This is a genomic window from Vibrio astriarenae (assembly GCF_010587385.1).
GTDB classification, from domain to species: Bacteria; Pseudomonadota; Gammaproteobacteria; order Enterobacterales; family Vibrionaceae; genus Vibrio; species Vibrio astriarenae.
This window is the reverse complement of record NZ_CP047475.1, coordinates 1,656,519-1,678,684: the sequence shown is the minus strand read 5'-3', so window position 1 is coordinate 1,678,684 and position 22,166 is coordinate 1,656,519. Positions and strand designations below refer to the sequence as shown.

At 43.9% G+C, this 22,166-nt stretch carries 21 protein-coding genes and 1 riboswitch; of the genes, 8 read left to right on the top strand and 13 right to left on the bottom strand.

Annotated elements, in window-relative coordinates; translation table 11 throughout:
- Positions 1-13 precede the first annotated feature (13 nt).
- The 3 genes from GT360_RS07975 to GT360_RS07965 all read right to left on the bottom strand — a co-directional run bounded on the left by GT360_RS07975 (position 14) and on the right by GT360_RS07965 (position 3,310).
- Positions 14-1,021, bottom strand: a complete 1,008-nt coding sequence (locus tag GT360_RS07975) for a helix-turn-helix domain-containing protein (RefSeq protein ID WP_164648353.1) — start codon at positions 1,019-1,021, stop codon at positions 14-16.
- Positions 1,022-1,116: 95 nt separating this feature from the next.
- Entirely contained in the window at positions 1,117-1,812 is a 696-nt protein-coding gene (locus GT360_RS07970; protein ID WP_164648352.1) for a pirin family protein, read from the bottom strand.
- Between the two features lie 172 nt (positions 1,813-1,984).
- Positions 1,985-3,310, bottom strand: coding sequence for a carbohydrate porin (locus GT360_RS07965; RefSeq protein WP_164648351.1), 1,326 nt, complete (start codon positions 3,308-3,310; stop codon positions 1,985-1,987).
- Positions 3,311-3,648: 338 nt separating this feature from the next.
- On the opposite strand from GT360_RS07965, the gene GT360_RS07960 reads away from it, so the two are divergent.
- The 3 genes from GT360_RS07960 (at position 3,649) to GT360_RS07950 (ending at position 6,718) form a co-directional block, all read left to right on the top strand.
- Positions 3,649-4,587: a MalM family protein gene (locus tag GT360_RS07960; protein ID WP_164648350.1), complete on the top strand. Its 939-nt coding sequence runs from the start codon at positions 3,649-3,651 to the stop codon at positions 4,585-4,587.
- Between the two features lie 133 nt (positions 4,588-4,720).
- Positions 4,721-5,716, top strand: coding sequence for an aldose epimerase family protein (locus GT360_RS07955; RefSeq protein ID WP_164648349.1), 996 nt, complete (start codon positions 4,721-4,723; stop codon positions 5,714-5,716).
- 15 nt (positions 5,717-5,731) lie between these two features.
- Positions 5,732-6,718 carry an aldo/keto reductase gene (locus tag GT360_RS07950; RefSeq protein WP_164648348.1) on the top strand — a complete coding sequence of 329 codons (987 nt, stop codon included), beginning with the start codon at positions 5,732-5,734 and terminating at the stop codon, positions 6,716-6,718.
- Between the two features lie 61 nt (positions 6,719-6,779).
- On the opposite strand, the gene GT360_RS07945 is transcribed toward GT360_RS07950, so the two are convergent.
- Positions 6,780-8,261 (bottom strand): carboxypeptidase M32, encoded by a 1,482-nt coding sequence (locus GT360_RS07945; RefSeq protein WP_164648347.1) that lies wholly within the window; start codon positions 8,259-8,261, stop codon positions 6,780-6,782.
- A 118-nt stretch (positions 8,262-8,379) separates the two neighbouring features.
- On the opposite strand from GT360_RS07945, the gene GT360_RS07940 reads away from it, so the two are divergent.
- A complete protein-coding gene (locus tag GT360_RS07940; RefSeq protein WP_164648346.1) occupies positions 8,380-9,012 on the top strand; it encodes a LysE family translocator in 633 nt (210 codons plus the stop codon).
- A 3-nt stretch (positions 9,013-9,015) separates the two neighbouring features.
- Here the strand turns inward: GT360_RS07940 and GT360_RS07935 are convergent, their stop codons facing one another.
- The 3 genes from GT360_RS07935 to GT360_RS07925 form a co-directional block, all read right to left on the bottom strand.
- Entirely contained in the window at positions 9,016-9,759 is a 744-nt protein-coding gene (locus GT360_RS07935; RefSeq protein ID WP_164648345.1) for an alpha/beta fold hydrolase, read from the bottom strand.
- A 129-nt stretch (positions 9,760-9,888) separates the two neighbouring features.
- Positions 9,889-10,755 (bottom strand): DUF2817 domain-containing protein, encoded by an 867-nt coding sequence (locus GT360_RS07930; RefSeq protein WP_239502534.1) that lies wholly within the window; start codon positions 10,753-10,755, stop codon positions 9,889-9,891.
- A 110-nt stretch (positions 10,756-10,865) separates the two neighbouring features.
- Positions 10,866-11,450, bottom strand: a complete 585-nt coding sequence (locus GT360_RS07925; protein ID WP_164648344.1) for a LysE family translocator — start codon at positions 11,448-11,450, stop codon at positions 10,866-10,868.
- Positions 11,451-11,555: 105 nt separating this feature from the next.
- Between GT360_RS07925 and GT360_RS07920 the strand changes: the two genes are divergently transcribed.
- The gene (locus GT360_RS07920; protein WP_164648343.1) at positions 11,556-11,996 is read left to right on the top strand and encodes an Lrp/AsnC family transcriptional regulator; all 441 of its coding nucleotides are present in this window, start codon (positions 11,556-11,558) and stop codon (positions 11,994-11,996) included.
- Between the two features lie 46 nt (positions 11,997-12,042).
- Here the strand turns inward: GT360_RS07920 and phnE (GT360_RS07915) are convergent, their stop codons facing one another.
- From phnE (GT360_RS07915) to GT360_RS07895, 5 genes are all read right to left on the bottom strand, one after another.
- Complete coding sequence (gene phnE, locus GT360_RS07915) at positions 12,043-12,849, bottom strand: phosphonate ABC transporter, permease protein PhnE (RefSeq protein ID WP_164648342.1); 807 nt, start codon at positions 12,847-12,849, stop codon at positions 12,043-12,045.
- Entirely contained in the window at positions 12,849-13,646 is a 798-nt protein-coding gene (gene phnE, locus GT360_RS07910) for a phosphonate ABC transporter, permease protein PhnE (RefSeq protein WP_420825426.1), read from the bottom strand. Before phnE (GT360_RS07910) ends, phnE (GT360_RS07915) begins: the two co-directional genes overlap by 1 nt.
- Positions 13,646-14,449, bottom strand: coding sequence for a phosphonate ABC transporter ATP-binding protein (gene phnC / locus GT360_RS07905; RefSeq protein WP_164648341.1), 804 nt, complete (start codon positions 14,447-14,449; stop codon positions 13,646-13,648). The genes phnE (GT360_RS07910) and phnC overlap by 1 nt, the downstream gene beginning before the upstream one ends.
- 85 nt (positions 14,450-14,534) lie before the next feature.
- Complete coding sequence (phnD, locus tag GT360_RS07900; RefSeq protein ID WP_164648340.1) at positions 14,535-15,473, bottom strand: phosphate/phosphite/phosphonate ABC transporter substrate-binding protein; 939 nt, start codon at positions 15,471-15,473, stop codon at positions 14,535-14,537.
- A gap of 210 nt (positions 15,474-15,683) precedes the next feature.
- Positions 15,684-17,051 (bottom strand): alanine/glycine:cation symporter family protein, encoded by a 1,368-nt coding sequence (locus tag GT360_RS07895; RefSeq protein ID WP_164648339.1) that lies wholly within the window; start codon positions 17,049-17,051, stop codon positions 15,684-15,686.
- 135 nt (positions 17,052-17,186) lie between these two features.
- A riboswitch (glycine riboswitch) is annotated at positions 17,187-17,296 on the bottom strand.
- A 403-nt stretch (positions 17,297-17,699) separates the two neighbouring features.
- Here GT360_RS07895 and GT360_RS07890 point away from each other — a divergent pair.
- Genes GT360_RS07890 through GT360_RS07880 form a run of 3 tightly spaced genes read left to right on the top strand, consistent with a single transcriptional unit; the run spans position 17,700 to position 19,338 of the window.
- Positions 17,700-17,924: a hypothetical protein gene (locus GT360_RS07890; RefSeq protein WP_164646939.1), complete on the top strand. Its 225-nt coding sequence runs from the start codon at positions 17,700-17,702 to the stop codon at positions 17,922-17,924.
- A gap of 16 nt (positions 17,925-17,940) precedes the next feature.
- A complete protein-coding gene (locus tag GT360_RS07885; RefSeq protein WP_164648338.1) occupies positions 17,941-18,678 on the top strand; it encodes a chromosome partitioning protein ParA in 738 nt (245 codons plus the stop codon).
- A gap of 51 nt (positions 18,679-18,729) precedes the next feature.
- Complete coding sequence (locus GT360_RS07880) at positions 18,730-19,338, top strand: nucleotidyltransferase family protein (RefSeq protein WP_164648337.1); 609 nt, start codon at positions 18,730-18,732, stop codon at positions 19,336-19,338.
- 25 nt (positions 19,339-19,363) lie between these two features.
- On the opposite strand, the gene GT360_RS07875 is transcribed toward GT360_RS07880, so the two are convergent.
- Entirely contained in the window at positions 19,364-21,871 is a 2,508-nt protein-coding gene (locus GT360_RS07875) for an ExeM/NucH family extracellular endonuclease (protein WP_164648336.1), read from the bottom strand.
- Positions 21,872-22,166 lie beyond the last annotated feature (295 nt).

Below are 22,166 nucleotides of genomic sequence, written 5' to 3'. Positions count from 1 at the left end.
AGATCTGTGTTGATTAACTCTGGTTGTTTACAACCATTTTCTTGTAGAGTTTTGGAGTTAACCCACTGATTCTTTTAAAAGCCCTAGAAAAATGGGCGATATCGGAAAAGCCTAGTTGTGTGGCGATGTGTGTGAGTGTCTGTTGCTGTTCCATCATGTCTACTGCAGCGGTGAAAATGAGATTATCTCTAATTGTTCGGAAACTGGTTCTCTCTTCTTTTAGCCGTCTTTGAAGGGTACGGGGGGTAAGTTTGAGTAGCTCAGCCGCGTATTCGAGGGTCACGCCTTTCTGTTTGATGTAGGGAAGCAGCGCGGTAAAAACACGGTCGGTAAAGTTTGAATGCCATGTCACTAAAGGCGGTTTAGTATCAGAGTCTGATTTGGATATAGTTAGAGGCATATTCAGAATGCTATCTTCTATTAACCACTCTATGCGTCCGTTACTGACAAAATATTGAGGACTAGTGCCTATCACAGAACGAAATAGGGAGACATCATCCGACTGAATCTTAATTTGTTTTGGCATCCAATCGGTTTTGGTTAGTGTTCTGATCAGTTCGATGGTGTAAGCGACGGCATAAATTTCGGACCAAGTAAAAGCTTGAGAATCATCGTAGCTTCGAACACACCAATACCACGTTCTACCATGAGCGGTCTCTAGCCCCACATTGACGCCAACAGAATCGTATTGATAGACCTCTTTTGAGCGCTCTAGTGCATCGCGAACAGTCGCGCAGTCAGCAAACTGAGAGATTAATTTAGGAATCGCTTTTTGCCTTATCGCTGTCTTTAGTAGCTCACCGAATTGAGTGATACCGAGTTGGTTGCCGAGCAGATAGATGAGCTTTTTAACCGGCTGTTGTGGAATGAACTCTTGGTCGAGATCAAAAAGGTCAGGGGGGAGTCCGGATTCCTGAATCGCCTGATGAACATCCTGATTGTGTTCACGAAACAACTCTACCAGAATTCGGGCATAGCCAGATTTGATCAGGGGTACTATAGGATCTTTGGATTGCGCCAATTGATTTGCCTCAAGAGTGGTTCAGCTTCTCTTTAGCCTAGTCAATTGGCGCAATATGGCAAATTTGAATGTACTGTGAATTGTTGAATCGACACTCATGGCAGTTCGAAGAGTAAAGTCAGCGTGTTTTCGCTCCCTTCATTTTTTAGCTGCACGTTGTTTGATTGTTGAATCTTGACACCGTCCCCACCACGCACTTGGTTGTTGTCTATAGACAATGCCCCCTCTACATGATGGACATAGAGATTGCGACCTTTTAAAAGCTCAAAGTTAAGCTCTTGGTTTGGCTTAAGAACCAGTTGGTAAAGTGAGGCATTTTGCTTGATTCGGAATGTGCCATTTTCACCACTTGGTGTTGCTATTGGAGTCAACCCTGCTTCTTTACCAAAGTTCTGTTGCTGATAACTTGGTGGCGTATGCGTCTCATTCGGTTCTATCCAAATCTGGAGAAATCTCAGCGGCTCTTCCGAAGAAGCATTAAATTCACTGTGATAGATACCGGAACCTGCAGACATCAGTTGATATTCACCCGTTGAAATGGTTTCTACATTACCCTCGCTATCTTTGTGGGCGATAACACCGTCGAGGACAAAGCTGATGATTTCCATGTTGCGGTGGCCGTGAGTTTCAAACCCACCGTTGGGTGCTACGACATCATCATTGATTACTCGTAAACAAGAGAACCCCATGTTGTTCGGATCATAGTAGCTTCCGAATGAAAAGCTGTGTTTGCTATCTAGCCAACTAAAGTTGGCTTGACCGCGTTGTTCTGATTTGCTGATAGTAATCATGTTTTGATTTCCCTTCTTGAGTCGGTGATCCCAGCTTAGGCAACAACACGGTTTGAGTTAATGGTGTGAATTTGATGGATATGTTCAGATTATTCGAATGCTAAAAAAAGGCTTTAAGGTCGGACCCCCAAAGCCTTTGAGTTATGGACTTAATTTAAGGAACGCTATGTGATTACCACCACATGTCTACTTGAGCACCAACGATAACGTCATCATCACCGTTAGCATCGCTTACATAGCTAGCCATTAAGCGAATTTCTGGAGCAGGGCCGAAACCGGTAGGCATGCTCCAAGTAGGTGCAATTGTTGCTTTGTATTGAGCGTCACCATCATTGTGTTTCTGGTCGGTAACGCCAAATTCAGATGCTAAGCTGAAGTTATCAATGCTTGGCATTGTGTAAACTGGACGTACCATCGCGTACCAGTAATCAGTATCGTCATTGCCATTGAGCTGATCATCGTAACTTGTGTACTCATAACCCACTGCTGGGAAGAATAACCAGTCGCCTACGAACAAACCACCATAAGCTTGAGCACGTACAGTAACATCACCATCTTTTACTCTCGTCATATTATAAGCATCATTCGCACCACCTGGGCTGTAGATGTTGTAGTTAGTGAATGTACGACCTAGCATCGTACCACTACCTAAGCCTTGACCTAACTGTACCGACGTTGTTGAGAAACCATCGCCTAGGCCGAAGAATGAACCAGGAGAGTATGAAACATGGGCTTCGACACCGCTAGTAGAATAGTCATCACCATGGGTGTTCGTTGGCAAGTGTTTTAGCATGACTTCTGCTCGCCAAGCATCATAATCTGCTCTGACATGGAAAGCATGCAACATACCATTGTTACCAACAGAACACTCTACATCGTCGTCAGTGTCACAGCCGTCAGGCTTACCGGGTTCAGAAGGACTACCAATCGCACCTTGGCTATTTTGGTTACTTGCAATGTAAGCAAAATCCCATTCACCACCACCTGCTTTCAAGTTTTGAACACCTAAACCGGTACCAGAGTAATCTGTGTAGAAGAAGTCCGTCATAAAGATGTAGTTGTCACGACCATAGTAGCGCTGACCACCCCAGAATGTACCTGACGAAGTGATACCATCAAACTCTACAAATGACTCTAAAAGACCTGTGGGGATGCCGTCAATGCTGTAGCCACCCATAGCAGATGCTCCGCCTTTCGGGTTGTCTTGGCCTAAGCGAGCATTAATGCGGATGCTATCACCCGAATCTTTCCAGTCCCAGCGCTGCATAAACGCAAGCTCGTAAAAGTCATCACCCTCTAGACCAAGACGGCCTAAGGTTTCTTTTTGGCCAAAAAAGATAGCTTGGTTGAAATCATTCTCTGAACTAGCAAAAGCACCGGCACGGAAGTAGCCGTGGAATTCAAAAGCTGATGTCGCCTGATTCGCGATTGCTGGGGCACTGAGAACCGTGCAAATACTCACCGCAAGTAGGGATTTTGGTAACATATTTCTTATCATTATTTAACTCCATTTTATTTTGGTTATTAACTTAACGATTTCACGTGGATGCTAAGTTGGTTCGATTATATGGATGAAATTCGATGAAATAAGTTGACCTTGATCACCCTGAATTTTCTAAAATGTATATCTGAATCACAATTAGTATGGATAGTGATAAAAATGAATAACTAAAATAAATTTTGTAAAGGAATCTTTGAATGCGTGTTTATTTACAATATTTTGTAACTTTATTATTTGATCTTATTTGTGGTGGAATAAATGTGTTTTTGTAGGTAGCTTTGATATGTGATGTTTTTAATGTTGGTTAAATCTAATTCGCTATAGAGGTATCTTTAATGAGATTAAACGTGTTGTTATCTAGTGTGGTACTCATCGTGGGGTGTGCTCAACAGCAAGGTCAAAGTCAATCAGATGAATATGACCAGATAGGTCTATCTGCAAGTGCGAGTTCTGCATGCTGCGTCACACTCAAGGAACTGGATTACGAACAAGTCGATTTTTCGGGTGAATATTGGTTGAATATAAATTCACAGTCACAAGTGGTGCGTTTAGAAACGGGGACGACGTTTGTTCACGGAATGAAGTTACCGGATGCAGACAAAGATATTTCAGTTCAAGTATCCTCATACATTCAAGATAGCGTGTTTGTACCAAGTATTGTTGTTTTAGACAGCAACTATAACGTTGTTGATTACATCGCTGACGAGACGATTCAGTATCAAGCGCGGAGCCTGTTATCACCAGAGAGATACTATGGGGCATTTGACTTACCGAAAAGTTACAGTGATAACAGAGAACCAAGTTATCTTTTAGTGATTACTACAGATCAGCAACTTAACACTAAAACTCCGAAAGAAAAGCCGAGTCAGGATGCAATCAGGTCAGGAGATGTTTCAGCAAATATAATCGAAAATACAGAGGCTTATACTTTGCATGCTTCAACTGGACGTGTGTTGGTTGATATCGACTTTGACGACTCTCATACCGAAGTTGCTATTCAGCGTAGAGAAGATTCTATTGCAAAAGTGACAGGTACATCCGCTATTGTCACTCTCCCCGTGGACAAAAATGAAACGGACACTGCCGCTGAACTATTACAAAACAGTGTGGATATGAGTGCTGAGGGTATGATGAATCAATTGATAGTGAAATCCGTAAAGTTGGGGGAGCTCGATCAGGCTCTCTTATATCTAGAAGAGGCAAACTCGCGTGGGTATCGTTCCAGTAAGGAGGTGTATTTGAAAGCACTACAAAGTCAGCTATCAAATGACTAATGCATAAAATGCGCATTTTCATTGTTTTTGTGATCAATCCGATGATTACAAGTTTAGATAAGTGAATTCCCAGATAAAGTAATGGCGACGAAAAGAGATACTTTTAAAATCTTACGAAAAAAAGAGGAAAGCTATGTATTCTCTCTCGTCGCGTTCATCTAAAGTTTATGGAAGTAAATATAAGTCATTTCAACTTAAAAATAAAAACGGCGTTGAAGTGGTGATAAATGGCCTTGGTGCGGCACTCTCTAGTTACACCATGTCCGATAAGGCTGGGTTAAAAAGAAATATACTAATTGATCATCATGATTATGAGGGTTTTTTAGAGTCTGGTTTAAGAAGTGGTGCTGTCGAAAGTAGTTTGGTTATGCTCGGTAGTAAAGTTTGCTTTACAAAAGAAGAAATTAATAGATATTTAACTAATAGGGTGTGGGAAGCCAAAGAAATATTAGAAAATAAAGTCACTCTTAAGTGTCAAATACATAAGTTTACAAAGGAATACCACATCAAATTGGTCTACTGGGTCACTTATGAGTTGAACCCTTCTAACTTACTGAGTATAGACATCAGTCTAGAATCGAACAAAGTGGTTCAGGCGACGGTTGTTCACAATACCATGTACAACCTTTCAGGCGGGTTATCAGACATACGAGATACTTTTGTGTCCATCGACGCAGACTACTACTTAAGATCTGACCGAGAGGGTATTGCGATCGATCGTGTTCCCGTGCAAGGAACGGTATTTGATTTTACGACTCCCCAGCAATTAAAAGAATGTCTAAACCTAAATGATGATGACTTGTTCGCCACGAAAGGTTTTGACCATGTTTTTGTTGTGAACGGTTCGGGTCAGCGAGTAGTAGCGAGAATTTTTGAACCATCAACAGGAATTTCATTAGAGTTGCATACGGATAGTTCAAGATTGCACTTTTATACAGGCAATAGGAAGGTGAAAGGATCTATAGGGTGTGGGAACTATGGTTCTTTTACTCTTAAACCAAAGGGCAATAAGACAGGAAGCAGTTCCATCATGGTAGATGAACTGGCGTCGATTACCCCCGGTTCTCCCTATCACATAAAAACAAAGTTTGTCGCCCATACTGAGATGAACAAGTCAGCCAATAACTAATAAAGGAAAAATAGCATGGATAAGAGAAAAATCGGAGATTCAGAAGTTCTACCCCTGGGTCTAGGTTGTTGGGCTATCGGAGGCTTATTCTGGGAAGGTGACAAACCTCTTGGATGGGGGAAAGTGGATGATAGTGAATCAATTAAAGCTATCCAGCATGCTGTAGACAATGGCATTAGTTTTATCGATACAGCAAATATTTATGGTGCAGGACATAGTGAAAAAGTGATCAGCCAAGCGATCAAAGGTCGTCGTGATGATGTTGTTTTGAGCAGTAAATTTGGTTTCGATGCGGATGAAAGTACAAAGCAAGTGCTTGGTTTATTTACTCGGCCGAAAGAGATTGCCTCTATGTGTGAGGCTTCATTACGACGATTAGAAACTGACTACTTGGATGTATACTTTTTCCATATTAATGATTTCAACGTGAATGAGATTGGGCCAATTGCTGACACACTAGATTCATTGGTAAAAGAAGGCAAGATAAGAAGTTATGGCTGGAGTACCGACAGTCTCGAAAATGCAAAAGCTTTGGTTAATCGCTCTGGTTACGCTGCCGTTCAATTTGAAAGCAATGTGTTAAACCCAAATACACCGATGACTCAAATGTGTGATCAGATGAGCATTGCGGGAGTGAATAGGGGGCCTTTAGCCATGGGGTTACTGAGTGGTAAGTATACCAATGGATCAGTCTTGTCAGAGAGCGATATAAGAAAAGTTTCTCCTGATTGGATGGTGTACTTCAAAGACGGAAAACCTTCTAAAGAACTGGTTGATCGGATGAACTCTATCCGAGAAATATTGACGTCCAACAATCGGACTTTGATTCAAGGTGCGCTCGCTTGGTTGTGGGCAAATGGTAGCAATAATATTCCTATCCCCGGCTTTAGGACATTGGATCAAATTTCATCAAATATTCAAGCACTCGACAAAGGGGCTTTGAATAATTCACAGATGCAAGAAATCCAGTCATTACTTTACCCTGAATATGAACCGATCTGATTGATTCGCTCGGAATCTAATCGCACATGAGACTTTCATGTGCGATTAATTAGGAACAGGATTATGCGTAACGACTTCTCAAATGAGCTTGGAAGTAATCCGCATTTAGAGTTTCTCCTGTTGCGCCTTTCACCAGCTCGTCAGTTGAAAGCAGGCTTCCTTTGCTCCAAATGTTGTCTGATAACCAGTTGAAAATCGCCGTCAAATCTCCGCTAGCAACAGCACTATCGACGTCTACCGTTTCTTTCATTGCAGCCATAAACTGAGCGGCGTACATTGCTCCTAAGGTGTAGCTTGGGAAGTAACCAAAGGCGCCGTCTGTCCAGTGAATATCCTGCATGCAGCCATTGGTAAAATTATCTTTAGTAGATAAGCCTAGGTATTGCTGCATTTTTGAATCCCACAACTCTGGAACATCGGTGTGCTTGATATCGCCGTTGATGAGGTCACGTTCGATTTCGTAGCGCAGAATCACATGGGCAGGGTAGGTGAGTTCATCCGCATCAACACGGATAAAGTCTTTTTTCACTCGCGTGTAGAGTTTTTGGAAATTATCAAAGGCAAACAGATCAGGAGAGTGTCCTTTGAATGTATTGCCTGCCATGTTCGCAAGGTGTTGAATGAACGCGTCACTGCGTCCGACTTGCATCTCGAAAAACAGTGATTGAGACTCGTGAATGCCCATTGAGCGAGCTTCACCTGCAGGCAAGCCGGCGAGTGATTTCGGTAGCCCTTGTTCATAACGAGCGTGGCCTGTTTCGTGAACGATGCCCATCAGTGATTGGACAAACTCGTTTTCATCATATCTTGTGGTAATGCGCACGTCGCTTGGGACACCGCCACAGAAGGGATGCACGCTTTCGTCTAGGCGACCATGGTTAAAGTCAAACTTAAGTAGTTTCATGACCTCTAGACCGAGTGCCTTTTGTTGAGCAGTATCGAACTTACCACTTGGCTCGATGAAGGTTTCAGTGCGCTGCTTTTCTATGACTTCGTCAATGAGTTCTGGAAGCCAAGTTTTTACATTGTCGAAAAGTTGGTTTAGTGACGCAGTTTTAGTACCAGGTTCAAATTTATCCAGCATGGCATCGTAAGGCGTCAAGCCAGTCGCGTTAGCTCTTATCTGCGCCTCTTCTTGCGAGAGCTTCACCACCTCAGCCCAATTTTTCTCAAAACCTTGCCAGTCATTTTCGCCACGCTGAGTTCGCCATGCATGTTCACACTTAGATCCTGCTAGCGACTGTGCTTGCACCAATTTCTCAGGCAGTAAATTATTCTGTTGCCACTGACGTTTAAGCTCTCTCAGAACAGCACTATCGTCGCCTTGCAGTGATTGCTGTTCCGCTTCGTCAAACCAATCACTCAGTTGTGGTTGAGTCATTAGCTTGTGAATATGAACAGAGAGTTCAGCCATTGCATTAGAACGTGCTTCATTACCGCCTGCAGGCATCATTGAAGCCGCGTCCCAGCCACAGATTGCTGAGAGGTGACTGAAGTTAGAGATAGTTTGAAAATGCGATTTTAGTTTTTCGAGTGCACTCACGAATGAGTCCTCCTTGACTGTGTAATGAGTTTGTAATTCTAGCAGGGTGTTTTGCACTACCCAAGTCAGTCGTATCTGATATAGTCCATTGATTAACAACAAGAGATGGATATCGAACGTGATTGAGAACTTCAGTGCCTTTTTAGTGGCCATCACGATTTTAACCCTGACACCAGGCCTAGATACGGCACTTGTGATCCGTAATACCACAAGAGGCGGTTTTCATGATGGAGCATTAACGAGCCTTGGCATCTGTTTAGGTTTGTTTGTACATGCCTCGTTTTCAGCCCTCGGTATATCGGTGATTCTAACTCAGTCTGCAGAGCTGTTTTATGCGGTGAAAACTGTGGGTGCGGTTTATCTTATTTGGTTGGGCCTATCGAGTTTATGGGCGATGAAGAAAAGTGGTGGTGTGAGTGTTGGTGCTATCGGTAGTCAATCAGTGAATGTTAGACGCTCATTACGTGAAGGTTTCCTATCTAACGTACTGAACCCGAAAACGGCGGTGTTTTACTTAGCTTTTTTGCCTCAGTTTATTAATCCTGAATATTCACCATTTGTTCAGTCACTCGTGATGGCAGCGATTCACTTTGTGATTGCAATGGTATGGCAGTGTGGTTTGTCCGGTATGCTGAACAAAGCGAAATCCTTACTCAACAATGCATCATTTGCTCGCTGGATGGAGGGTACAACGGGCGCAGTACTGATTGTATTAGGCATCAAGCTTTTGGTTGAAAAGCCCCAGTTATAAGGTTTAACGCTTATCTAAGCACCAGTCATAGAGGTGCGTTGCGAGGGCCTTTGATTGCGCTAAAGGAAGGTCATGGGCATCGCTTTCAAATTGTTTTAACTCGACTCCCCAGTGATTTGCGATTGCCTTGCCACATTCACAGCTAACCAATTGATCATCACTACTGACGATAACCTGAGTAATGCAGTTTGGGGGCGTATCAAACCCTTTAAACTTTGCGGCAGCCACGAGTTGTCGCAATGCATTTTGCAATGAGACGGGATGTAGGGAAGCGAGTTCGAGATGATAGTTGAGTAGCGAGCTATCGCCTTGGTGAGTTGGGCAAGTGACATTAAGAATTTGTTCTTGAAAAGCGCGTTTTCCTCTAACTCTTCTAGACAATATCGAACCCAGAGCCAATAGGTTGATGCGCTGCCAGAAAGGACTGAACCTCGCGAAACTGGGGTTAATCAACGTCAGTGACGCGACTTGTTCTGGATAGGCTTTTGCCCAGTGACTCGCTAGCATTGAGCCCATCGAAATTGCGATAAGATGGTATCGTTCGCAACCTTTAGGCAATTGTGACATGACCTGTGGCAGCATAGATTCAATCCGAGTAGGGCTTTCTTGTTCATAAAGCTCCCCGTTTCCAGCAACATTGGGTGTGACAATTACCAACTGACTATCAACGGCTTTTAGTTCTTCAATGAGCGCCTTCCAATGACCACTCTCACGTAGTAGCCCTCTCAACAAAACTATGGGTACCATAACTTGATTGCCTTTTTTGTCAGTTGCTCTTTATTGTCGATAGTCTCTAACACGCGGTTATCTAATATTTGCATTAGGTAGTTTAGAAGAGTGCTGTGGCGGCGTTGCACCCGCTTAACTCTGTGTGGTTTAGTTGGGTGAAACAGTTGGCTGAAGCTCAACAGTTGCATTGGGTTTTTCTTGACCCAGAGCCAAGAGCCAAGAGCCTAACTCAAGTGTCAGTGGAAGGAAGTTGTTATTGGAACGTTCAAAATGCTGAAGGAATTGCCAATCCCAAAAGTCACCGTGTGTGGTGTATTGATGCCATTGAGGTTCGAACTGATACAACTCGTAATGTGGATAGCTCTTTCTGAAAAGCCGATAGAGTAGATAGTATTGTTCAAGGTTCTCAGGCGGTTTCTTGTGATGCGCGAAGGGAAACCAGAGCCTATCACGCGTTCCAAAGCCACTGTGCAGGTCGAGCACAATGGTGGATGATGCTAATTGACTGACTTTAAGCACATAGTTTGAAGTATGTGTCAGTTCCATTTCCATTGCCTCTGGATTGCCTCGATACCACGGCAGCCTTTTAGAAAGCGTTTGGCCAGCATAGAGCTGAATAGCTGGATTGGTGGCGTTGATAGGGGCGTTACGCATCAAGTCGACGCCGTTATGATTCGCCCGCGTTTTAAGAGACACTCCCCAAGGGTTGACCACTGGAATAGTAATTAGCTGAATACGAGAAAGCAGAGACTCCAATTGCTTATCCCACTTTATGCGGCGCATCAGGCTTTTAATGAAGGCGAGTATAATTTGACTGCCGATACGCTCGACACCGTGGATTGAACCTGTCAGCACAAGACAGGGAAGAGTGGGGTCTTTAGCGCCGATATTTAACGCATACAGAGGGAGAGAATCCTGTTTGTGTTGAACCTGAGTTAACTCGATCAGATCGATTCCCACATTCTTTTGGCTGAGGTTTAAGATGTGTTCAATTTCTCTAGGGATACTGCTCATCTTTAAAGTGACTTGGTTTTCTTTAAGTGTATGAGTAGAAGAGAGGTTTTGCTGTTAAGAATTTATGTCAAGGGTAGGACAAAGAGTCTGCCCTACCGAAATGCAGTTCATCAGATCATTGGTAGTGTGCTGCCAAGTAGTAGAGCGCCCATTAACCAGTTGAACATGGATAGACGTTTAGGCGAGTTGAGTAGTCGACCAATCTCTCTTCCCATCAGTGTCCAGAGTGTTCCTGATGGAATATTTGCCAGCGCGAACGCGGCACTGATCATGAAGACGCCAGTGATGTCACTGGTAGTGTTGTAAACCGTGATCGATGTTAGCGCCATTGACCATCCTTTGGGATTAACCCATTGGAACATGCAGGCACCTAAAAACGTCATTGGCTGGTAGTCTGTTGCTTTAAGTTCACTTTTACTGGTCACAATCTTATAGGTTAAGAAAAGTAGGTAGCTTAAACATGCCCATTTGAGGACTTCTTGGAGTTGTGGATAAAGCTCAAAAACAGAGCCAAGTCCGATACCGACAACAATCACCATGAACGAAAACCCGCACATAATTCCCGCCATGTGGGGTAAGGTTTTGACAAAACCGACATTGGCGCCAGACGTCAATAGCATGATGTTGTTTGGCCCTGGAGTAAAAGTTGAAACAAAAGCAAATATTCCCAGAGCGTAAATGACCCCTAGTTCCATAATGAAGTCTCCTTGATGATGTTTTTTACTAGTTTAATTTCATCTCAGCACAATTATGTGTTTAAAATGGAGTGATTATGACTAATTAAGCAATAAAAATAAGTTATGGATGCATTTGAAGCGAAAATATTGCGTGAACTGAAAAATAACGGAAGAATCTCCAATGTAGAACTAGCAGACAAAGTAGGGCTGTCTGCGTCTGCAACGTTGCGACGCGTTCAAGATTTAGAGCGAAGAGGCGTCATCTCTGGCTATCAAGCCAAAATTGACCGAGACAAAATGGGGATCGGTTTTATTGCTTATGTTTCAGTGGGCTTATCAAGCCATCGAAAGGCAGATCAGCTGAGTTTTGAACAACACGTTGAGTTTGAAGAGGAAGTGGTGGAGTGCCATAACATCACAGGCGCTAGCGAATATCTGCTTCGTGTTGAGACAAAAGATCTGGCGAGTTATAAGAAGTTTCATGCTGACGTGCTGGGAGAGTGCACTGTCGTCAACTCGATTACTACCATGGTGGTGATGGATACACCAAAAGACAACCGTTAAAAAAAGATGCAGTGGCCTGTTAAAGCACCACTGCATCTCTCGGGGGTTAGATTAGCGCACTACGTGCTTTGGCTGAAATCCACTCAGATACGACTACGGTAGTCAAAATTGCGCAGAAGATAACCGTCACTTGTGGCCAAGCCAGAATAGACATCGACTCTTGCAGTTTCAAGCCAATACCACCCGCACCCACGAGACCAAGCACGGTAGATTCACGAATATTGATATCCCAGCGGAACAAACTTGTGCCGATAAAGCTTGGCAAAATTTGTGGCAGTACACCATAGCTCAACACTTGCAGTTCTGAAGCGCCAGTCGAGCGAATCGCCGCGACTTGAGTCTCGTTCACCTCTTCAATCGCTTCATAAACGAGCTTTGATACAAAGCCAATTGAGCGCAGTGCTATTGCAATAATACCTGCTAGCAACCCTGGGCCCATGATGGCAACCAGCAAAAGTGCCCAGATCAATGAGTTAATCGAACGACTTGATGCGATGATTAACAGTGCAATTGGGCGAGCAACAGTTTGGCTAGGCGTTGTATTGCGAGCAGCCAAGAAAGCGATTGGGAAAGCAATGGCAACACCCAAAGCCGTGCCCAGTGTGGCGATGTTGATGGTATCCCATAGTGGGATCCACAATTGTTCTAGGTAACTCCAGCGTGGCGGCCACATGCGTGATGAGATATCTGAGAACTGATTTGGCGCATCAATGACGAAGAACCACATGGTGTCTTCGTTCATTATATGCCAGCAGAATACGGCTAATGCCACAAAGACAAACCACAGAATAAATTGTTGCAATGACTCTTTTGGAGTGTAACGGCTCCATTGAGCTGAGGTTTGGTTGTTCATTAACGAATGCCTTTTCTGATTTGTGTAGAAGTAAATTCAGCGGCCATAACAATGGCAATGATGATCATCAAAATGGCAGCAGCAGCACTGTATTCATAGCGATCCATTGCGGTGTTGAGTGTTGCACCAATACCGCCGGCACCAACGATACCGATCACGGCTGACTCACGGAAGTTGATATCAAAACGGTATAAACAAAGTCCGATAATACGAGGCATCACTTGTGGTTGAATAGCATAGTTCACTTGTTGCAACCAGCTTGCACCTGATGCTTTCATTGCAGTCAGAGGAGCAGGGTCGAGCGCTTCAATTTCATCAGCGAAAAGCTTGGCTAGAAAGCCGATCGTCGCGATGGTTAGTGTTACGAAGCCAGCGAAGGTACCAAAACCAAACAGAGCGACACACAAAATAGCGATGATGATCTCTTGCAAGCTACGAGCAACCGCTACAAAGCTACGACAGAAATAGTAGACGGGCTTAGGTGCAAGGTTCTTTGCCGCACCCAAACCAAATGGAATCGACAGGATGATACCAGCGACGGTAGACGTCATCGTCATGGTTAAACTTTCAACCAGGCCCTGCGAAATATTGTTCCATCGACCAGTAAAGTCAGGATTCATAAAGGCCAAGATGAAGTTAAGGCCGCGCTCTGAACCTTCATAAATTCGCGTCCAATTAATTTCAATCGATTGAGTTGCCGCATAGAGATACACAGCAACAGCAATCCAAATACCATTTCTTACCCAAGGGTTTTGAATTAGAGGTGGCTTCTTCCAGGTAGAAGGGTAGTGACTCATTATGCAAACTCCGGCTCTAGCTCAACATCTTGAGTGTCTTCATGAGACGTCGCATTCCAGTCTTCTTCACCATAAATGGTGGTTAGTGCAGTTTCGTCGAGCTCTTCAGGTGTGCCATCGAATACGACTTCGCCACTGTTTAAGCCGACAATTCGGTCAACAAACTGTGTAGCGAGATTAACATCGTGAATATTAATGATGGCTGGGAGTTGGTGCTCGCGACAAATTTCGGTAATAAGACGCATGATTTGGCGTGCCGTTTTCGGATCAAGTGCCGCTGTAGGTTCGTCGATGAGCAACAACGATGGCTGCTGAGCAAGCGCACGTGCGATACCCACACGTTGACGTTGTCCACCAGAAAGGGCGTCAGCGCGCTTGTTGGCATGTTTATATAAATCCACACGCTCAAGCAGAGCGAATGCGTTTTGAATGTCGTGACTTGGGTACTTTCTTAAGAAGCTGCGCCAGAAAGGGACATAACCTAAGCGCCCGGATAACACGTTTTCCATGACGGTTAGGCGCTCAATAAGAGCGTACTCTTGGAAGATCATACCGATTTGGCGACGTGCTTGTTTTAGTTGACCTTTTGATAATTGGGTAAGGTCATTACCCTGAAATAGAACTTCACCTGATGTCGGTTCAGTAAGACGGTTGATACAGCGAATCAGGGTTGATTTACCAGCGCCAGAAGGGCCGATAAGTCCCACCACCTCACCAGCTTGAATTGACAGGTTTACATCAGTAAGTGCCTTATCAGAGTTTGAGTAATGCTTGGTTAAGCCTTTAAGTGTCAGTGTGGACATGGTTTACCTTAGGTGTAGAAGATGTTACTGAAAGCGAAGGAGCAGCGATGCTGCTCCTTCTAGTTGTGGCTAAGAGAGAAGAGGCTTAGCTACAAGTATAAGAAACGTTCGTTGCCGTATCGATTGTACGAATGACTTCCCAATGTTCTTGGTAAGTGATTGGAATGAACTGAGACTCACCGTTACGTTCAAACTCTTCCTTTAGCTTTGTGCCTTCCCAATCAAACGAGAAAAAGGCTTCTTTGATGTTTGCTTGTAGATCTGGGTGAAGGTTGTGTGCATAGCCGTAAGCGGTAGTAGGGAAAGTTTGTGACTTGTAGATAGTCTTAATTGAGTCTTCTTTCACTACATCGCGGTCTAGCATGCGAGTAAGTACTGAGTTTGCTACTGCTGCTGCATCGTAGTCTTTGTGTGCAACACCAAGGATTGAGTTGTCATGTGCGCCAGAGAATGCAGGGTTGAAATCTGCTTCAGGCTTTAGTCCGTATTCAGCGTCAAGAATTGCAGAAGGTGCTTTAAAGCCAGAGTTTGACGTTTGAGAGGTGAACGCGAGCTGCTTACCTTTTAGGTCTTCAACTTTGTTGATACCAGATTCTGGGTGAGTGATGATTTCCATTTCGTAACCGAAAGAGCCATCTTCACCAGCCATGATTGTGAATGGGTTGAAACCTGCACAGTTAACTGCAAGAGGAGTAGAGCCAGTGTTGAAACCAGCAATATGCAGACGACCTGAACGCATTGCTTCAATCTGAGCTGCGTTGTTTTGCACTGGAAAGAAACGTACGTTTTTGCCCGTTTTCTCTTCTAGGTGAGCTAGAAATTCACTCCAAACGTCCGCGTATACTGCTGGATCTTCTACTGGCGTGTAAGCGAAGATAAGTGTTGATGGGTCGTTCCACTCAGACTCGGCTGCTGGTAAGTCTGCAACTAGGTTACCCGTGCGATCTTCGTAGCGTGCATCCATTGCTACGGTATTGAATGACATCACTAATGCGGCAGCAACTGCTGATTTGATAAGTTTCATCTTGATACTCATTTAGATTTACTGAAAAGTTGGGCATAAAATAAATGGCTCGTATTACACTAAGTTCGCAAAAATATGACGGAATAAAGACAGTGAGGGATACCGAGATTTAGGTAACTAAAGCAGGGCGAAAAAGAAGTTGGCGTGAAACAAAAACACCCTCGAGCCAAAGCTCGAGGGTGTTGGAAAGGGTTATGTTTAAGTCAGTGATTAAGCGAGTGATTCGTTTACGTTTGCTGTTTTTGCAGTGCTAAAGAACAACTTAGTTTCTTCAATGACTACCTGACGCAAAAGAATCAAACCAATCAGGTTAGGAATGGCCATTAGACCGTTAACGATATCCGCAATAAGCCAAATCATATCTAAGTGTAAGAACGCGCCTGATGCAACCAGTGCCAGGAAGACGACTTTGTATGGCAGAATCCCTTTTGTACCAAACAGGAACACCACACAGCGCTCACCATAGTAGTTCCAGCCTAAAATCGTTGTGAAGGCAAAGAAAATCAAACCAATGGAAACCAACATTGGACCAAGCGTATCCGCATTTAAACCGGTAGCGAATGCGTGAGTTGTCATCGCTGCACCAGCAAAGTCACTTTGCCAAGCGCCAGTTAGGATTAATGCTAAACCAGTCATGGTACAAATGATGATGGTATCGAAAAACGTACCCGTCATTGAGATAAGACCTTGGCGTACACAAGAGTCGGTTTTTGCAGATGCTGCTGCGATAGGCGCACTACCTAGACCAGCCTCATTAGAGAACACACCGCGAGCGATACCTGACTGAATGGCTAGCATAATGCTTGCGCCCAAGAAGCCACCACTGGCTGCAGTTGGAGTGAACGCAGACGTCACGACCAGTGTCAGAGCATCCACTAAGTGTTCAGCATTCATTAAGATAACCGCTAAACAAGAGACAATGTAAAGCGCTGCCATTGAAGGGACGATTTTACCTGCGACTTTGGCGATAGATTGGATACCACCCAAGGTAACGCAAGCTACAAGGATAGTAAGCACAACCGCAGTAATTTCACGGTCGATACCAAATGATATTTGAGTCGCGTCCAAGATGGCGTTGACTTGTGGGAAGGTACCGATACCGAGTAGAGCAACGCCCAATGCAAACACCGCAAAAATAACCGCAAGTACATTTGAGCCAACACCGTACTTTAAGTAGTACATAGGACCGCCAACCATCTGGCCTTTTGAGTCAACTTGACGATATTTGACCGCTAATAGACACTCGGCGTACTTAGTTGCCATACCAAATAGGGCAGCAAGCCACATCCAAAACAGGGCGCCTGGACCACCCAACTTAATTGCGGTAGCAACACCTACGATATTTCCCGTACCGATAGTGGCAGACAGAGCAGTACAGAGTGCGGCGAACGGTGACACATCGCCTTCTTTGCCGGAAGATTTACTGAAAACGTATTTTAGAGCCGTAGGCAAGTGACGGAACTGCAAAAGGCCAAGGCGAAAAGTGAAGTAAATACCGGTACCAACCAGTAAGATAAGTAGTGGTGGTCCCCAAACGAGGTTGTCGATGGATTCTAAAACAGATTGTAGTGTGGTCATTATGATTCCCCTTAATAGATAAAACGTAACTAAGGAGAAGAGTGAAAGGTGCTTGAGCTAGGTGAGATCAACGCAAATACAACGACTCTAAGCCAACACAGATAAACGCGTAGGCAAAAGAAACTTGTGTCAAATTTTCACTCCTCTGTCCTTTTGCCTGAGAGTTTCACCTACATACGTAGGCTTGCTCCTTCGGCGGCCGATTGCTACAACAAAGTAGTACGGCTCTCTCCAGAGGTTCCTCCAACTAACAGTCCTTTTGCCTGAAATAGTTAATTCTTCGGCGGGCATGCTCTAGGGTACGCCTCTCTCCTGTAAGTTTTCATCGGAACGTTTACTCGTTGTGTTGAGTAAACTAGCTTGCTGTTGGTCAGCAAGATGGCGGTAATTTAACAAAAAAATCTAAACAATCAACCTGATTTATATCAATTAGTCAGTTAATTACACCAAGTGATTGTAAAATGAACAAATATCTGGGCGAAATCGCGAAGTTACACATGAAAATATTGGTAATTTGCGTGCTTCAAGTAATTGATGAATATAAGAATTATGAACGTATAAAAAATAGTGAACGGTTAATGTCTGCTTACTTTTTATCTTTGTCGCTTTACCAAGAACTGACTGAAACTTGCAGCGTTTTGGGTTACGATGAACGATGAAGTGACCAGATATCAATATGATAGTGGCATCAAGGATAAAGTGGGGCAAACCAATATGATTAGACTGATCTCGATTGTTGCTTTGATTGTGATTGCATTCTTGCTCATTCGCTACAGAACCAATGAAAAATTACAAAAGATTGTCGTTATATCAGTGGTTGGCGCTTTTCTTGTTTATGCCGCTGGCGTTATGATTACCGAATTAGCTCGATAAGCGGTTGGAGAAAGTCGTGGATAAACGACCTGAAAGTAGTGAAGAAGAGAATGTGGTTGTCATTGAAGAAAAAGACAACAAAACACGACTGTACATTGTGCTTGCCGTTGTGCTTGGCGCCGCTCTTGGTGGTGTGATTGGTTCTGCGAGCACAGCAAGTCGCTGGCAAGAGACTTACGATGCCTTAGAAGTGCGCTACCAAGATCTGCTCGATGAAAAAGCTGAGCTTGCTTTGTCCGTCGAACGCAGAACGGCAAGTTTAGATACTGAAGTTGAAGAACAGCTCAACGTTGCAATGGAAGAGCAAATTGCCACATACGACAGCGAAATCGCCGACCGTGATAGACGCATCGCAGCGCTGAACAAACAAAACGAAACGCTAAGAACCGAGCTTGAAGAAAAGCAGCAAAGCTTGGCGACCTCAAACCAAGCGAATGAGCAGCTTAATCGCCAATCTGATATGCAAGTGGTGATGCTTGAGCGTTCCCGAGAGCTATTTCAACGTGAGCTTACGGTGAAATCTGAGTTGGCAAAACTAGAAGATCAGCGTGATGAGCTCATTCCTACGATTGACCGTTTAAAGAAAGACTGTGACCTATTTTTGGAGGGCACAAGTTGGGATGCGAAATCGGACGCGTGTGATCGCCAAGACGAAGCGAGTAGTCGTTTAAGTCAAATCAATCAAATGATTCAAGTTCACCGCATGGATCTCAAAGAGATTGAGGCTATTGCCAAAAAGATTGGCGTCAAGTAATCAATAACCAGCTTCAATCGCATTATGCGGTTGAAGCTGGACCCTCCAATTATGACTTATTCAAAAGAATCTCACCGCGACGACTATTACTCTAAGCAAATCATTAAACTCATTCGTAAAGATAGATTGCGATTAGAAGCCCTATATCATGTGTATCATCTGGGTTTACCCGATTGCTACATCGCGGCTGGGTTTGTTAGAAATTTAGTATGGGATTTTCTGCATAACTACAATGAGCCGACGGCGCTTAACGATGTCGATGTTATTTACTTTGACACGAATGAGACAGACTCAGAGTCGACTTATGAGAAGCATCTGAAAGCACTCATGCCTAATGTTAATTGGCAAGTGAGAAATCAAGCGAGGATGAATGAGCGTAATGGCGATGCTCCTTACAATAACTCACTAGACGCAATGAGCTACTGGCCAGAAAAAGAGACTGCTGTCGCTGTAAGAATGTTGTACAAATCTGAAATCGAATGTATTTCGGCTTTTGGATTTCATTCTTTATTCGAAAGTCAGTTGACCCACAACGCAAAACGTACATTTGAAGTGTTTGAATCACGCCTCACCCAGAAGGGATGGTTAAAGCAGTGGCCATTGCTGCACCTTGCTGATGCGCATGATAATTTAAAAAGCGAGCCGACTGGCTCGCTGTAAGTGGATGTGTCCGAATTAGTTTGGGTTACTTATCTTTAGCAAATTTGAATGTCACAATCGCTGGATCATGATCCGATGAACGATATGCATCACTGTATTTAGGTAGTTCACCGCTGTACTTGTCTGAGTATTCGAACAACGTCGATTCTACCGCGTTAATTGGCCATACTTGTGCATCAATAACGAACTTTTCTAATTGCTTATCAACCAGCACGTAGTCAAGGGTACCAACGGTGTCGTTGTATGAATAGCTGTAGGAGTGTGGTTTTATTGATTCAACAATATCGATGTACCCATAGGACTTCTTAATCAAGGCGCCGTTTTCACCATGCAGCGGTTTGCCATCGGTTTCATCACCTCCGATGTATGTATCGCGGGCTGCGTGCGTTTCATAACCTTTTGGCGCTTCCTTGCGATTGGTTAAGACCAGCATAGGATCTTCTAAGCCATAGCTGTTGAGATCACCCATGATGATTTTGTAGCCTTTCATCGAACCAAGTGTTTCTGCCAAGTGATAAGCGGCTGATACTCGGAAGCGTTCACAACTACCTTGTAAGTCTGGGTCGTTTGGTTGGTCGCCTTGTTCGTCTTCCCAGCAGGTAGAGCCTTTAGACTTAAAGTGGTTGGTGGAAACAATGAGTGGCTTCTTCGCCCCTTTCACTTTAAATGTGGCGGTGAAAGCGTCTCGTTGATAGGCTCTCTTGAAGCTACCATCGTCTAATTGAACGTGCTGTTGAGGCATTTCAATAACATCAATTGATTTCACCTTAGCGGCTTTCTTACGATAAATTATCTTATTTGTTATCGCGTCTGTACCTACATACCCTTCGCCACCGAGTTTCTTTTGTTTGGCGATGCGGTATTGCTTTTTCTTAGGTAACGCGCTGTTAAGTGCTTCTACAAGATCGTAAATTGCAGAGCTTTCGTCAAAGCCATTGTTTTCTATTTCAATCAAGCCAATGATATCAGCATCTAACGCCACTAATGCTGAGACAATCTTACTTTTTTGTCTTTCAAACTCTTCAAGTGTTTCAGCGCCGCGGTTTTGGTTAAGTGGGTTGGAACGTCCACCAAAAGGTGAGGTAAAGTAGTTTTCAACATTGAAGCTAGCGACGGTAATGTCACCCTCAATGAGTTCTGGGTGAGTAGGTCGTTGCGTTTGTGAGTGATCAAATGCTTCACCGCTGGTTGGCTCAAGAACGTATAAACGATATTCGTTGTAAGAGTAACCGATAACCCCAGTTAACCCGTCGCTTGAAAGTGAGGCACCGACACGAATGTAATCGTCAGTGGCTCCCGTGCCATTGTCCTGAGCAAAGTTCTCATACCACGGAACAACACCGTCAGCCGCTTTAACCGGAGACTCAACGAACAGACGACGGTCTTTGTTCAATGAATCTTGCTCTAATGCACCTTCAGACAGTGGAACGTTGAACTGATTGGGGTGGAAGTTAACGTCTTGGTAGCTAAGCACCATATTGTTGCGGTATGAGCTGTAGTCGAACCCAAAGGTACGAGTGACCCGCATATCTGTTTCAGAGTTCACTTGAACCAGCATACCTTCATAGCGCTCTAGAGTTTGCTCAAAATTGAGGTCGCTATCGATGCTTACAACAGTGGTTGGCTCAATGGTTATGTTCTTTATGCCAGTGGCTTCGACATTAGCCGCATTGAGTTGCGTCCAGTAGTAATGCTCATACACTTTACCTACGACGGTGACTTCATCACCAACTTCTAAACTACCTGGTTGCGCGTTGACGAAAATACCGTCTGATGTTTTTGGATTATTATCGCCATACTGGTCTTGCATAAAGAAACCAACAAGCAGATCGTTTCCTAGTTTTTGTTGTTGAACATGAGTGATAATACCTGTCACTTCAAAATAGTCTTCAGACTCAAAGATGCCATTGCTAGGGTCTGTGTACGGAGACCATGCGCCTTCTCCTTGGAGTTCCATGATGGTAGCTGGGATACCCTCAGGAAGGAGTGGGGCAGTGCCTTCTTGGTCGATGTTACCGAGGTCACTCCAGTCATTCATTCCTCGAACTTCCCATTGTCCTTGGTTCCAGTCAGCCGTGGGTGCGTAGATACGGCGGACAAGCGTGATGTCTTTATTGAAGTTTTCGCGATCGTTAAATTCTGGGTCTGGGCCCACCATGTCGATAACGTCGCCATTTAAAGTGAGTCGAATGGGGTCATCACCGTTGAAGTTGGCAATGCTATTATTGATGTCATCAAGACGATTCAAGAAGTCTTGGTCATTATTGGTATTTCCATTTCCTACCACCCATGTTTCGAATGGGGCGAGAGTGATACCGTCAAGTGGGTAGTCGGCGCTCCAAGTGCCACCGAAGTTGACGTTGAGCTGGAGCAGATAGCCATTAAGGTTTACTGGCACGTCACCTGTATTACCGATTTCAATGGCTTTGTGGTAACCAGTTCCTTCTACAACTTCGGTAATGAGTATGTCTGAAAATGCGTGAGTAACGAACAAAGCACTACTACACAAGGTTAGAAGTTTTAATCTATTCATGATGTCCCTATTGAGTAATATGTTATTTACATTTTAGTAAAGCTGGCCCAATAAATATCATATTTTTTCTTGCAACGGTGTGATTAAGAATTGAATTTTTATGAACCAAGATCTTAGTTTTGGGAAGATATTTTTAATGTAATGCATTACATCTTTAGCTATTTTTTTGAAATGCAACAATAGTGCAAAACTTAAATTTGAACGCCACTTAAAATATGGCGTCAATTTGTGTGAACGTATAATTAACTGAATATTATTTGCTGGTTAACACAAATGAAATGTGTTTAGGTTGGAA